At 65.9% G+C, this 12,699-nt stretch carries 13 protein-coding genes and 1 tRNA gene; 11 read left to right on the forward strand and 3 right to left on the reverse strand.

The window, feature by feature from the left end:
* Nucleotides 1–241: 241 nt before the first annotated feature.
* On the reverse strand, nt 242–1,528 hold the full coding sequence (locus NU688_RS12810; protein WP_257861000.1) for a nitrate regulatory protein: 1,287 nt from the start codon (nt 1,526–1,528) through the stop codon (nt 242–244).
* A 93-nt stretch (nt 1,529–1,621) separates the two neighbouring features.
* Between NU688_RS12810 and tsaD the strand changes: the two genes are divergently transcribed.
* Nucleotides 1,622–2,677, forward strand: coding sequence for a tRNA (adenosine(37)-N6)-threonylcarbamoyltransferase complex transferase subunit TsaD (gene tsaD / locus NU688_RS12815; RefSeq protein ID WP_257861001.1), 1,056 nt, complete (start codon nt 1,622–1,624; stop codon nt 2,675–2,677).
* Between the two features lie 91 nt (nt 2,678–2,768).
* Here tsaD and NU688_RS12820 read toward each other — a convergent pair whose 3' ends face one another.
* Entirely contained in the window at nt 2,769–3,140 is a 372-nt protein-coding gene (locus tag NU688_RS12820; protein WP_257861002.1) for an Hsp20/alpha crystallin family protein, read from the reverse strand.
* Nucleotides 3,141–3,206: 66 nt separating this feature from the next.
* Nucleotides 3,207–3,401, reverse strand: a complete 195-nt coding sequence (locus NU688_RS12825; protein WP_257861003.1) for a hypothetical protein — start codon at nt 3,399–3,401, stop codon at nt 3,207–3,209.
* Here NU688_RS12825 and NU688_RS12830 point away from each other — a divergent pair.
* From NU688_RS12830 to NU688_RS12875, 10 genes are all read left to right on the forward strand, one after another.
* Entirely contained in the window at nt 3,400–4,557 is a 1,158-nt protein-coding gene (locus NU688_RS12830) for a branched-chain amino acid ABC transporter substrate-binding protein (protein ID WP_257861004.1), read from the forward strand. The two genes, NU688_RS12825 and NU688_RS12830, sit on opposite strands and share 2 nt — an antisense overlap.
* A 24-nt stretch (nt 4,558–4,581) precedes the next feature.
* Nucleotides 4,582–5,754 (forward strand): pyridoxal phosphate-dependent aminotransferase, encoded by a 1,173-nt coding sequence (locus tag NU688_RS12835; RefSeq protein ID WP_257861005.1) that lies wholly within the window; start codon nt 4,582–4,584, stop codon nt 5,752–5,754.
* An 83-nt stretch (nt 5,755–5,837) separates the two neighbouring features.
* Entirely contained in the window at nt 5,838–6,761 is a 924-nt protein-coding gene (locus NU688_RS12840; RefSeq protein WP_257861006.1) for a DMT family transporter, read from the forward strand.
* Between the two features lie 198 nt (nt 6,762–6,959).
* Nucleotides 6,960–7,226 (forward strand): 30S ribosomal protein S15, encoded by a 267-nt coding sequence (rpsO, locus tag NU688_RS12845; RefSeq protein ID WP_007837783.1) that lies wholly within the window; start codon nt 6,960–6,962, stop codon nt 7,224–7,226.
* 206 nt (nt 7,227–7,432) lie between these two features.
* Complete coding sequence (gene pnp, locus NU688_RS12850; protein WP_257861008.1) at nt 7,433–9,760, forward strand: polyribonucleotide nucleotidyltransferase; 2,328 nt, start codon at nt 7,433–7,435, stop codon at nt 9,758–9,760.
* Nucleotides 9,761–9,848: 88 nt separating this feature from the next.
* Entirely contained in the window at nt 9,849–10,847 is a 999-nt protein-coding gene (locus tag NU688_RS12855) for an NAD(P)H-quinone oxidoreductase (protein WP_257861009.1), read from the forward strand.
* Nucleotides 10,841–11,626 (forward strand): triose-phosphate isomerase, encoded by a 786-nt coding sequence (gene tpiA, locus NU688_RS12860; protein WP_257861010.1) that lies wholly within the window; start codon nt 10,841–10,843, stop codon nt 11,624–11,626. The genes NU688_RS12855 and tpiA overlap by 7 nt, the downstream gene beginning before the upstream one ends.
* 37 nt (nt 11,627–11,663) lie before the next feature.
* The gene (secG, locus tag NU688_RS12865; RefSeq protein WP_257861011.1) at nt 11,664–12,065 is read left to right on the forward strand and encodes a preprotein translocase subunit SecG; all 402 of its coding nucleotides are present in this window, start codon (nt 11,664–11,666) and stop codon (nt 12,063–12,065) included.
* A 118-nt stretch (nt 12,066–12,183) separates the two neighbouring features.
* Nucleotides 12,184–12,268, forward strand: a tRNA-Leu gene (locus tag NU688_RS12870).
* Nucleotides 12,269–12,335: 67 nt separating this feature from the next.
* The gene (locus NU688_RS12875; protein ID WP_041943881.1) at nt 12,336–12,695 is read left to right on the forward strand and encodes an NADH-quinone oxidoreductase subunit A; all 360 of its coding nucleotides are present in this window, start codon (nt 12,336–12,338) and stop codon (nt 12,693–12,695) included.
* The last annotated feature ends 4 nt before the right edge of the window (nt 12,696–12,699 follow it).

Raw genomic sequence — 12,699 nt, forward strand, 5'->3', positions numbered from 1 at the left:
TTGCGGGATGGGGACGCCTTTGTCCGGTTCGGTGGGTGACACCCGCCGTTGGGTGCCGCCTGCCTGAAGACCACGAAGGTCTTATGTACTCACTTACGCAAACTGTGTGCCAGTGGTTGCGGGGTGTGCGGTGCTATCGAAAAAGTAGCTAGAGCGCATGGTGTGTGCAGGGAGAAGTGCCGCCGGGTTTCACGGGCCATCGAAAGCACGTTTTTGTGCGCTGCACCAACTTGAAACACTTTCAGCGCGGCGCGCGTGCATCGGGCATCGGCAGGTAGTCGGCCATGGCGAGCATCGACTCGGCCACGTCGACCAGCCGGCGCTTCTGGTTCATGGCGGTCTGGCGCAGCATCTTGTGGGCCTCGTCCTCGCTCAGGCGCCGGTGCGCCATCAGGAGGCCCTTGGCGCGCTCGACCACCTTGCGCTCGTTGAGCGAGGCGCGCACGGTCTGGAGCTCGTCGCTCATGGCCTGCAGGCGCTGCGACTGCTCTTGCACCATGTCGAGCACCGAGCGTTCCAGTACGCGGCCGTATGAAGCGGGGGCCACGGCCTGCGTGCCGGCGTCGTCGAAGAACAGGGCGCCGCCGGACTGCGGCGCCAGCGTGCCGAGCAGTTGCTGGTAGGCCTCCAGGTCGGTGCGCGCCTGCGCGGTCTTGCGGTTGCAGAGGGCGCGCAGGTCGGCGGCGAGGCGATCTTCGACCGTGCGCATGGCGTCGATGCGGCGGGTGCAGCAGTCGAACCAGTTCTGGCTCAGCTGGCTGTACTGCGCGTCGGGTGATGCAGCCGGGGCGGCCAGCGTGGTTCCGACACGGCGCAGCCTTTCGAGCTCGGCCATGGTGGCATCGGCCTCGCTCTCGCGCCACAGCGCCAGCACCTCGTCGCTCGAAAAATCGGTGAAGACGTGAAAGCACCGCTCCTGCGATTCGATCAGGTGCAGCCATTGCACCCGCTGCGCCTCGTTGCTGCGGCCCAGCGCCAGCGTGGCGGCGCCGAAGGCGCGCTCCTGGCCTGCGAACTCCTTGCCCTGCATGAAGTTGAACATCGCGACCAGGAGGCGCGAGATCTCGGGGTCGGTGGCACCGTCGGCCGCCTCGAACACCACGGCCAGCAGGCCGGCGACGAGCTTGGCGAAGGCTGCGGTGGCCTCCGCCGGCGCCAGTTCGAGCGCGCCGATGCGGCCGCGCAGCGCGGGCAGGGCGTCCAGCCCCGGCAGTACCCAGGCGATGCGACTGAAGAGGCGCGCGCTGTTGCCGGCGCTGGCGCGCTGGCGGGCCTCGGTCTCCAGCTGGTCGAAGCCGTTGCGCACCGCCTGCTCGAGCGCCTGGCATTCGGCGATCTGCGGATCGCGCTGGTCGGCGAAGCGGCGGCCGCGCGAGGCGAGGAACACGTTCGACATGCCGCGCTCCCGTTGCAGCGCATGCACCAGCCGGCCGATCAGGCCGACCAGCTCGCTGGTGCGGGCGAGCTGGTCGAGCTCGTCGATTTCGCACTGGCGGGCGGCGATGAGGAAATGCAGGCCGGATTTCATGGTGGGTGGGGAAAGGGACGCACACCGTCGCTGCAACATCCGTGCCTTGCCCCTTTGCGGGCGTCGCTTGCAGGCGCCACCTACACTCGCCGCATGCTCTTGTTGGGAATCGAATCATCCTGCGACGAGACCGGCGTGGCGCTGGTCGAATCGCACGGCGACGCGCTGCCGGTGCTGCTTTCGCACGCGCTGCACAGCCAGATCGCCATGCACCAGGCCTACGGAGGCGTGGTGCCCGAACTGGCCAGCCGCGACCACATCCGCCGCGTGCTACCGCTCACTGAAACCGTGATGGCCGAGGCCGGGCGCTCGCTGAAAGAAATCGACGTGGTGGCCTACACGCGCGGGCCGGGCCTTGCGGGCGCACTGCTGGTGGGCGCTGGCGTGGCTTGCGCGCTGGGCGTGGCGCTCGGCAAGCCGGTGCTGGGCGTGCATCACCTCGAAGGGCATCTGCTGTCGCCGTTCCTGAGCGCCGATCCGCCGGAATTTCCGTTCGTTGCGCTGCTGGTGTCGGGTGGCCACACCCAGCTGATGCGGGTCGACGGCGTGGGTCGCTACGAACTGCTCGGCGAAACCATCGACGATGCGGCCGGCGAGGCCTTCGACAAGAGCGCCAAGCTCATGGGCCTGCCGTACCCCGGCGGCCCCTGGCTCGCGAAGCTGGCCGAAGGCGGCAGCGCGACGGCGTTCAAGCTGCCGCGGCCGCTCTTGCACAGCGGCGATCTCGATTTTTCCTTTGCAGGCCTGAAGACCGCGGTGCTCACGCAGGCCAAGAAGCTGGGCGACCAGCTCGAGGCGAACAAGGCCGATCTGGCGGCATCCACGCAGGCGGCCATCGTCGAGGTGCTGCTGAAGAAGTCGCTCGCCGCGCTCGATCAGACCGGGCTCAAGCGCCTGGTGGTGGCCGGTGGCGTGGGTGCGAACAAGAACCTGCGGGAGCAACTGAATGCCGCGTGCGCCAAGCGCAAGGTGCGGGTTCACTACCCCGAGCTTCACCTGTGCACCGACAACGGCGCCATGATCGCCATGGCCGCCGCCATGCGGCTGCAATCGGGCCTGTCGCAGGCCACCGAGCGCTATGCCTTCGACGTCAAGCCGCGCTGGCCCATGGCTTCGCTGATGACCGAGGCCGCGCCCGTCGCCGCCTAGTCTCTCCCGGCTTCTGGCAGACACGCGTGCCGAAGCCCACCGGGAAACGCATTCCTCGATGGGCTTCTTCTTCGATCTACGCGGACCGGGATCAGTTGATCTGCAGTTCCGACGCCTTGCTGACCTGCACCAGCTTGCCGAGCTTCAGCGTCAGCACGCCGTTCTCGAGCTTGGCGGTACTGGCGGCCACGTCGATGTCCTGCGGCAGCTCGTAGGCGGCCTTGAACTGGCGCTTGGCTTCGGCCTTGCTGTCGATGCGGACCACGGCGCCTTCGATGCCGATGGCGAGGTCTTCACGCGAGAGGCCTGGCACGTCGAGCGAGAGGGTCCAGCTCGTGTCGTCCTGCTCCACCAGCGGCGAGCGGCGGGGCGCTGCGAAGGCCTCGTTCACGAAGCGCTCGAAGGCGCGGTCTTGCGAGCGGGGAACGAAGCGGGTGGTGCGGATCGTGGGTGCGAAAAACATGATGGAAAACTCCTGAATGAACACAATGAGGACAAGGAATGTGTGTCCCTTACACTGCGCGGCCATTCAATCCTGAGTGCCGCTTGACACCTCATCTAGGCGCAGCCGCACGCGTTTCAAGACGATGACTCCCCCCTTTATTTGGCGCCGCCAGGCCTTGAAATTCGCGGCGCTGGCGCTATGCGCGAGCCCCTTGGCCGGGCTTGCGCAAGCGCCGGTCGCGCCGCCCGCGCCCATCCGTCTGGCCTTGATCGAGAGCATGAGCGGGCCCTTCGCGAACACGGGCGAGGCGGTGTTCCGCAACCTGCTGTGGGCGGTGGAGCGCGTCAATGCCCGCGGCGGCGTGAAGCTGCCGGGTGGCGCACGCCCGCTGCAACTGGACCGCTACGACAGCAAGGGCCAGAACGAGGAAGCGCTCTCCGCATTGCGCGCGGCCATGGACGACGGTGCGCGCATCGTGCTGCAGGGCAACTCGTCGGCCACCGCGGCGGCGCTGGTCGATGCCATCGACAAGAACAACGAGCGCGACCCCGCGCGGCGCGTGATCTTCCTGAATTACGCGGCAGTCGATCCGGTGCTGACCAACGAGCGCTGCAGCTTCTGGCACTTTCGCTTCGACGCCCACGCCGACATGCGCGTGGCCGCGCTGATGGACGTGGTGAAGGACGATGCCGCACTCAAGCGCGCCTACCTGATTGGGCAGGACTACAGCTTCGGCCAGTCGGTGCTGCGCGAAGTGCGCCGGCAGCTCGGCGTGCAGCGGCCCGATGTGGAGATCGTCGGCGACGAGCTGCACCCGATGGGCAAGGTGAAGGACTTCGCGCCCTACGCCACCAAGATCCTCGCGAGCGGCGCGCAGGCGGTGTTCACCGGCAACTGGGGCAACGACCTCACGCTGCTCGTGAAGGCGGCGCGCGAGGCGGGTTTCAACGGCAGCTTCTATACCTTCTACGGCAACGCGCTCGGCGCGCCTGCCGCCATCGGCGATGCGGGCATCGGCCGCGTGGTGGCGGTGGCGGACTGGCTGCCGAACGTGCAGACCGCGCAGTCGGAGGCGTTCTATCGCGCGTTCCGTGCGCGCTTTCCGAAACCCGCGGACGACTACGTGCACATGCGGATGCAACTGCTCGTCGAGTCGCTCGCGCAGGCCGTCGAGCGTGCGGGCAGCGTCGATGCGGTGGCGTTGGCGCGCGCGCTGGAGCAGGCCGACGTGAGCCTGTACGGCCAGCGTGGCCGCATGCGCGCGGCGGACCACCAGTTCCAGCAGCAGCTCGTGGTCGGCGTGATGGACAGGCAGGGCAAGCCCGGTGTGCAGTTCGATGTCGAGGGTTCGGGCTACGGCTTTCGCGTGATCAAGACGATCGCCCCGGAGCGCGCCGAACTGCCGACTTCGTGCAAGATGAAACGCCCCCAATGACAACGACGAACAGGACGAAAGCCGATGCGTGAAGCCATCCACAACCTCGAAGCCTCCAAGATCCGCGAGGTCGCCAATGCCGGCCTCGGCCGCGACGACGTGCTGGCCTTCTGGTTCGGCGAAAGCGACGAGGTCACGCCCGAGGTGATCCGCCAGGCGGCCATCGAATCGCTGCAGCGCGGCGAGACTTTTTATGCGCACAACCTCGGACTGCCCGAGCTGCGAGAAGCCATTGCGCGCTACACCAGCGCACTGCATCCGGCGGTCGATGCCTCGCGCATCGCGGTCACCTCGGGCGGCGTGAGCGCGCTGATGCTGGCGGTGCAGGCGCTGGTCGATGCCGGCGACGACGTGGTCGCGGTGACACCGGTGTGGCCCAACCTCACGGCGCAGCCCGCGATCATGGGCGCGCATATGCGCTCGGTGCCGCTGGTGCCGGTCGAAGGGCAGTGGACGCTCGACTTGCCTGCGCTGCGTGCGGCGGTCACGCCGAAGACGAAGCTCCTGATCGTCAACGCGCCGAACAATCCCACGGGCTGGACGATGACGCGCGACGAGCAACAGGCCGTGCTCGACCATTGCCGCCAGACCGGGACCTGGATCCTGGCCGACGAGGTGTACGAGCGGCTGTACTTCGAGCCTTCGCCGAACGGCTGCGCGCCGAGCTTTCTCGACATCTCGAAGCCCGATGACCGGCTCGTCGTGACGCACAGTTTTTCGAAGAGCTTCCTGATGACCGGATGGCGCCTCGGCTGGCTGGTGCTGCCGCCCGCGATGGTCGAGGGCATCGGCAAGCTGATCGAGTTCAACACCTCCTGCGCGAGCGTGTTCACGCAGCGCGCAGCTGTCGCAGCGATCGAGCACACGGCGGAGATCACGCCGCGCGTGGTCGCGCACCTGAAGCTGTGCCGCGACACGCTGGTGCCGCTGCTGGCCGCAGTGCCCGGCGTGCAGGTGGCGCCGGCCAAGGGCGGCATGTACGCGTTCTTCCGGCTCGAAGGTTTCGGCGATTCGCTCGACGTGGCCAAGCGGCTGGTGGTCGAAGCGGGTCTGGGGCTTGCACCGGGCAATGCCTTTGCGCCGGAGGCCCAGGGCTGGCTGCGCTGGTGCTTTGCGTCGAAAGACCCGCAGCGGCTGGTGCAGGGCGTGGATCGCCTGCGCAACTGGCTGGCGAAACAGCCGCAGCGCAAGGGCTGATCCGGCCCGTCTGCAATTTCGTTCAATACGCGCGGCTTGCGGCCCGCGAAGCTCGGCCTTTCTTCGAGAGCGAAAGGTCATGCATGTCGGAACGAATCAAGGGAATGGTGCTGTGCGCGCTGGCGATGGTCACCGTGGGCAGCACGGTGGTCGCCAGCAAGGTGATCGCGGGCGGCCTGCCCCCGTTCACCGCGACGGCGCTGCGGTTTGCGATGGCGCTGCCGGGGTTTCTTTTGCTGTTGCGGGTGACGCGCACGCCGTGGCCTCGTCCTGATCGGCGTGACCTCGCGCTGCTCTTGTGCCAGGCCGGGCTGGGCAGCGTCGGCTACACGGTGCTGCTGATCCTGGGCGTGCGCTGGGCGCCGGCTGCCAGTGCGGGCGTGGTGGCCGGGACGCTGCCGGCCGTTGCGGCGCTGGTGGCGGTGCTGGCGCTGCGCGAGCGACCGGGACGCTACCTGATCGGCAGCATCGTGCTGGCGACGGCGGGGGTGCTGGCGATCAGCTGGCCGGGGGAGGGCTCCACAGGGGACTCCAAATCTCCTGCGGCGATGGCTGGCAACCTGCTGGTGCTGGGCGCGGTCGTCTGCGAGGCGATGTTCATCCTGCTCAACAAACGCCTGCGGGTGCCGGTGCGTCCGCTGGCGCTGTCGACGGTGATGACGGCCTTCGGGCTTCTGCTGTCGATGGTGCCTGCGCTGTTCGAGCGGGCTTGGGAGCACCCATTGCCCGGTGATGCCCTGGCTGGCGTCGCCTACTACGCGCTGGTGCCGACGGTGCTGGGTTTCGTCCTCTGGTTTGCCGGATCGGCTCGGCTGAAGGGGGCGGAAGCGGCGCTCTTCACGGCGCTGTTGCCGGTTTCGGCATTGATACTGGCGGCGCTCTGGCTGGGGGAAAGTATCAGTCTGGCGCAGATCGGCGGGGCTGCTTGCGTGCTGGGTGCCGTGGGGCTGGCGTCCTTGGCTGGGCGGCCTGCCATGCGGCCCGACGAAGTGGGGGCCCCTTCGTGAAACACCGCGGAACCGGCTTTGCCGGGCCGCAGGTGTTGCCCCCGGTAGGGGGTGGGAGAAGCGACACGAAGTGCGCGTAGCCTGGGGGCGAGCCTCGTGCAGGCTATAATCCCGAGGCTTTGCATGCCGCAAGGCGCACGGTGAGGGCAGTTCCAGCGCTCACCGCAAGTCAAACATCCCGGAACAAGGAAATTCAACATGATCGCAGCCTCCATCAAGGCCGAAGTCGTCAAAGACAACGCCCGCGCCGCCAACGACACTGGCAGCCCAGAAGTGCAAGTCGCACTGCTGACCGCCCGTATCAACGAGCTCACCCCCCACTTCAAGACCCACGCCAAGGACCACCACGGTCGTCGCGGTCTGCTGCGCATGGTGAGCCGCCGCCGCAAGCTCCTGGACTACCTCAAGTCCAAGGATGCCGACCGTTACACCGCGCTGATCGCCAAGCTGGGTCTGCGCAAGTAAACCGAATCGCATGAAAAAACGCCTGGGTTAGTCCGCTAGCTCAGGCGTTTTTTACTTCGCGATCCACTTTCGGAGTGCCAAAACAGAGCGAAGCTGTGTCATTCCAATGAAGTTCTCCCCGAGCTTCGCTGGAATGGCATCGTGTTCTGAGACAGCCTCCGCCCTCTGCGAACCCTGTGTGGTTCGCTACTAAAACAGGAGCAAACATGAGCCTCTTCAACAAAGTCACCAAGTCCTTCCAATGGGGCGACAAGACTGTCGTCATGGAAACGGGCGAAGTCGCGCGTCAGGCCAATGGCGCCGTGCTGGTCGACATCGACGGCACCGTGATCCTCGCGACCGTGGTCGCCTCCAAGTCCGCCAAGCCGGGCCAGGACTTCTTCCCGCTGACCGTCGACTACATCGAGAAGACCTACGCCGCGGGCAAGATCCCCGGCAGCTTCTTCAAGCGCGAAGCCAAGCCCAGCGAACACGAAACGCTGACCAGCCGCCTGATCGACCGTCCGATCCGCCCGCTGTTCCCCGAAGGCTTCCTGAACGAAGTGCACGTGGTCATCCACACCGTGTCGCTCAACCCCGAAGTCGACGCCGACATCGCCGCCATGATCGGCGTGAGCGCCGCTCTGTCGATCTCCGGCATCCCGTTCAGCGGCCCGATCGGCGCCGCCCGCGTGGGCTACATCAACGGCCAGTACGTGCTGAATCCGGGCCAGGCGGCTCGGAAGGACTCGCAGATGGACCTCGTCGTCGCCGGCACGCAAGCCGCCGTGCTGATGGTCGAGTCCGAAGCCCAGCAACTGAGCGAAGAAATCATGCTCGGCGGCGTGGTGTTCGGCCACGAACAGGCCGGCATCGCGATCAACGCGATCCATGACCTCGTGCGCGACGCCGGCAAGCCGGTGTGGGACTGGCAGGCGCCCGCTGAAGACGAAGCCTTCGTCGCCAAGGTCAAGGGCCTGGCCGAAGAAAAGCTGCGCGCTGTGTACCAGATCCGCAGCAAGCAAGCCCGTACGCAAGCCCTGCGCGAAGCCAACGCCAGCGTGATGAGCGCGCTGAAGGAAAGCGGCGAGCCTTTCGATGCCGGCAAGGTCAACGACCTGCTGTTCTCGATCGAATCGAAGATCGTGCGCAGCCAGATCCTGTCGGGCGAACCCCGCATCGACGGCCGCGACACGCGCACCGTGCGCCCCATCGAGATCCGCAATTCGGTGCTGCCGCGCACCCACGGCTCGGCCCTGTTCACGCGCGGTGAAACCCAGGCGTTGGTCATCACCACGCTCGGCACCGAACGCGACGCACAGCGCATCGACGCGCTGGCCGGCGAGTACGAAGACCGCTTCCTGTTCCACTACAACATGCCTCCCTTTGCCACCGGCGAAGTGGGCCGCATGGGCTCGACCAAGCGCCGCGAAATCGGCCACGGCCGCCTGGCCAAGCGCGCACTCGTCGCCGTGCTGCCGACCAAGGAAGAATTCCCGTACACCGTGCGCGTGGTCTCGGAAATCACCGAGTCGAACGGCTCTTCGTCGATGGCTTCGGTCTGCGGCGGCTGCCTCTCGATGATGGACGCGGGCGTGCCGATGAAGGCGCACGTGGCCGGTATCGCCATGGGCCTGATCAAGGAAGACAACCGCTTCGCGGTGCTGACCGACATCCTGGGCGACGAAGATCACCTGGGTGACATGGACTTCAAGGTGGCCGGCACGACCAATGGCATCACCGCGCTGCAGATGGACATCAAGATCCAGGGCATCACCAAGGAAATCATGCAAGTCGCACTGGCGCAAGCCAAGGAAGCGCGCATGCACATCCTGGGCAAGATGCAGGAAGCCATGGGCGAGGCCAAGGCCGAAGTCTCCAGCTTCGCACCGCGCCTGACCACGCTGAAGATCAACCCCGAGAAGATCCGCGACGTGATCGGCAAGGGCGGTTCGGTCATCCGTGGCCTGCAGGAAGAAACCGGCACGACGATCAACATCGACGAAGACGGCACCATCACCATCGCCTCGACCGATCCGGAAAAGGCCGAGTTCGCCAAGCGTCGCATCGAGCAGATCACGGCCGAAGTCGAAATCGGCAAGGTCTACGAAGGCCCGGTCACCAAGATCCTGGACTTCGGCGCGCTCATCAACCTGCTGCCCGGCAAGGACGGCCTGCTGCACATCAGCCAGATCGCCCACGAGCGCGTCGAGAAGGTGACCGACTATCTGAGCGAAGGCCAGATCGTGAAGGTCAAGGTTCTCGAAACGGACGAAAAGGGCCGCGTCAAGCTGTCCATGAAGGCCCTGACCGAGCGTCCGGCCGGCATGGAATACAGCGAGCGCCCGCCGCGCGAAGACCGTGGCGATCGCGGCGACCGTGGCGGCGACCGCCGCGAGCGTTCGGACCGTGGCGATCGCGGCGGCGACCGTGGTGGTGATCGTGGCGAGCGCGCACCGCGCTTCAACGACCAGCAACAGCAACCGCGCAACGACCAGCAGCAGGCTCCGGCCGGCGAGCAACAGTCGCAAGCGCCGCGCGAGCCTCAGGAGTAAGAAGGGCGCAGCGGCAGTTTGCGCTGCCGTTGCTATCTTTTGAACAGCTAGCTGCGCCCCACCTGCGGGCGTTGGAGGCCGAAAGACCATGAAAGCCATTGAAATCACTTCGTACGGCGCCCCTGAGGTGCTGCGCGTGGCCGATCGTCCCGATCCGGTGGCGGGTGCGGGCGAGCTGCTGATTCGCGTCGCGGCCAGTGGCGTCAACCGGCCCGATGTGCTGCAGCGGATGGGTCACTATCCGGTGCCGCCGGGCGCGTCCGACCTGCCGGGCCTCGAGGTGGCCGGCGAGATCGTGTCGGGCGACGCCGCGGCGTTGGCCGAAGCGGGCTTCAAGGTCGGTGATCGTGTCTGCGCGCTGATTGCGGGTGGCGGCTATGCCGAGCTGTGCGTGGCGCCCGTGGCGCAATGCCTGCCGGTGCCCAAGGGCTGGAGCGATATCGATGCGGCTTCGCTGCCCGAGACCTTCTTCACCGTCTGGAGCAATGTGTTCGAGCGCGGACGCCTGCAGAAGGGCGAGACGCTGCTGATCCAGGGCGGCTCGAGCGGCATTGGCGTCACGGCGATCCAGATTGCCAAGGCGCTGGGCGCAACGGTGATCGTTACGGCCGGCAGCGACGACAAGTGCGAAGCCTGCAAGAAGCTCGGTGCCGACCACGCGATCAACTACCGCACGAGCGACTTCGTCGAAAAGGCGAAGGAGCTCACGGGCGGCAAGGGCGTGGACGTGATCCTCGACATGGTGGCTGGCGACTACGTGGCGCGCGAGATCGAGTGTCTGGCCGAAGACGGCCGGCTCGTGATCATCGCGGTGCAGGGCGGCGTGAAGGCGCAGATCAATGCGGGCCTCGTGCTGCGCAGGCGTCTGACGATCACCGGCTCGACGCTGCGGCCCCGGCCGGTGGCGTTCAAGGGCGCGATTGCCAAGGCATTGCGCGAGAAGGTCTGGCCACTGCTCGAAAGCGGCGCGATCAAGCCCGTGATTCACAGCACTTTTGCGGCAGCAGGTGAACCGAGCGGCGCGGCCCAGGCTCACACGCTGATGGAATCGAACCAGCACATCGGCAAGATCGTGCTGACATGGTGACAACGAACAACGCGATGACAACCAAGAAGAAACTGATCGCCGGCAACTGGAAGATGAATGGCGGCCTGGCCGCCAACGAGGCGCTGGTGAAGGCTCTGCAGCAAGGCCTGGCCGCAAGCCCGGCCGCCTGCGATGTCGCGCTGTGCGTGCCGGCCCCTTACTTCGCCCAGCTGCAATCGCTGCTGGCGGGTTCGCCTTCGCTGGCGCTCGGTGCGCAGGATGTTTCTGCGCATCCGCAGGGTGCGTTCACCGGCGAGCAATCGGCGATGATGCTGAAGGATTTTGGTGTGCGCTATGCCATCGTCGGGCACTCCGAGCGTCGGCAATACCACGGCGAAACCGACGAGACGGTGGCTGCGAAGGCGGCTGCCGCGCTGGCGAACGGCATCACGCCGATCGTCTGCGTCGGCGAAACGCTGGCCGAGCGCGAAGCAGGGCAGACCGAAGAAGTCGTCAAGCGCCAGCTGGCCGCGGTGATCCATGTGAATGGCCACTGCATCAGCGAAATCGTCGTCGCGTATGAGCCTGTCTGGGCCATCGGCACCGGCAAGACGGCGACGCCCGAGCAAGCGCAGGCGGTGCATGCCGTGTTGCGTGCCCAACTGCACCATGCAGCAAGCGAACACGCTGCCGGCATCAGCATCCTTTACGGCGGCAGCATGAACGCGGCCAATGCCGCCGAACTGCTGTCGCAGGCCGACATCGACGGCGGCCTCATCGGCGGCGCGTCGCTCAAGGCCCCCGACTTTCTGCAGATCATTTCTGCCGCTGCGCGCTGAACGCGCAACGGCTGTTATCAATTAGGAGTAAGAACGAATGAACGTGGTCCTCAACCTTCTGGTCGGCGTGCAAATGCTGACGGCCCTGGCGATGATCGGCCTGATCCTGGTCCAGCACGGCAAGGGTGCCGACATGGGCGCCGCCTTCGGCAGCGGCAGCGCCGGCAGCCTGTTCGGTGCCAGCGGCAGCGCGAACTTTCTCTCGCGCACCACGGCCGTGCTGGCCGCGGTGTTCTTCGCCAGCACGCTGCTGCTTGCGTACTTCAGCCATGCGCGCCCTGCGGGCGGCGGCAGTCTTCTGGAGCGTGCAGCGGTGGGTGCGCCGGCCACGCCGGCCTCCGGCGCAGCAGGCGAGATTCCTGGTGCAGCAGCCCCGAGCGCACCGGCTTCGGCACCTGCCGCACCCGTTTCGGGCGCTGGTCAGATCCCGAACAAGTAATCCAGTCGTTTTCATGCAGTCGTCATCGAGAAACGGCTGCATTTCAGGGTAAACTCTAAAGCTGTTCAGAAAGCCAAATGCCTTAACCGGTACCTCATGCCATCTGAACAGAAAAACCGCGGTCGTGGTGAAATTGGTAGACACGCTATCTTGAGGGGGTAGTGGCGAAAGCTGTGCGAGTTCGAGTCTCGCCGACCGCACCAAATCTCATCGGCAGAAAGCCTCATCCAGGGGTTCTTCTTGCCGGTGGCAAGCGGTGAAAAATTCTCGATGAACCTCGATTCCTACCTTCCCGTCCTTTTGTTCATTTTGGTCGGAGTCGGCGTAGGCGTCGCCCCCCAAGTCATCGGATACATCCTCGGCCCCAATCGGCCTGACGCTGCGAAGAACGCTCCCTACGAGTGCGGCTTCGAAGCCTTTGAGGATGCGCGCATGAAGTTCGACGTGCGCTATTACCTCGTTGCCATTCTCTTCATCCTGTTCGATCTCGAAATTGCCTTTCTCTTTCCGTGGGCCATTGCGCTCAAGGAGATCGGTGCTGTCGGCTTCTGGGCCATGATGATCTTTCTCGCCATCCTCGTCGTAGGTTTCATCTACGAGTGGAAAAAAGGCGCGCTCGACTGGGAATGACAAG

The sequence above is a fragment of the Variovorax sp. ZS18.2.2 genome, assembly GCF_024701975.1.
Taxonomy (GTDB): Bacteria; Pseudomonadota; Gammaproteobacteria; order Burkholderiales; family Burkholderiaceae_C; genus Variovorax.

Coding starts and splice junctions, on each gene's coding strand:
- tsaD (WP_257861001.1), top strand. CDS start 1,622: ATGCTCTTGTTGGGAATCGAATCATCCTGCGACGAGACCGGCGTGGCG.
- NU688_RS12855 (WP_257861009.1), top strand. CDS start 9,849: ATGAAAGCCATTGAAATCACTTCGTACGGCGCCCCTGAGGTGCTGCGC.
- NU688_RS12840 (WP_257861006.1), top strand. CDS start 5,838: ATGTCGGAACGAATCAAGGGAATGGTGCTGTGCGCGCTGGCGATGGTC.
- NU688_RS12810 (WP_257861000.1), bottom strand. CDS start 1,528: ATGAAATCCGGCCTGCATTTCCTCATCGCCGCCCGCCAGTGCGAAATC.
- pnp (WP_257861008.1), top strand. CDS start 7,433: ATGAGCCTCTTCAACAAAGTCACCAAGTCCTTCCAATGGGGCGACAAG.
- NU688_RS12835 (WP_257861005.1), top strand. CDS start 4,582: ATGCGTGAAGCCATCCACAACCTCGAAGCCTCCAAGATCCGCGAGGTC.
- NU688_RS12875 (WP_041943881.1), top strand. CDS start 12,336: ATGAACCTCGATTCCTACCTTCCCGTCCTTTTGTTCATTTTGGTCGGA.
- tpiA (WP_257861010.1), top strand. CDS start 10,841: ATGGTGACAACGAACAACGCGATGACAACCAAGAAGAAACTGATCGCC.
- NU688_RS12820 (WP_257861002.1), bottom strand. CDS start 3,140: ATGTTTTTCGCACCCACGATCCGCACCACCCGCTTCGTTCCCCGCTCG.
- NU688_RS12830 (WP_257861004.1), top strand. CDS start 3,400: ATGAGCGGGCCCTTCGCGAACACGGGCGAGGCGGTGTTCCGCAACCTG.
- NU688_RS12825 (WP_257861003.1), bottom strand. CDS start 3,401: ATGCTCTCGATCAAGGCCAGACGGATGGGCGCGGGCGGCGCGACCGGC.
- secG (WP_257861011.1), top strand. CDS start 11,664: ATGAACGTGGTCCTCAACCTTCTGGTCGGCGTGCAAATGCTGACGGCC.
- rpsO (WP_007837783.1), top strand. CDS start 6,960: ATGATCGCAGCCTCCATCAAGGCCGAAGTCGTCAAAGACAACGCCCGC.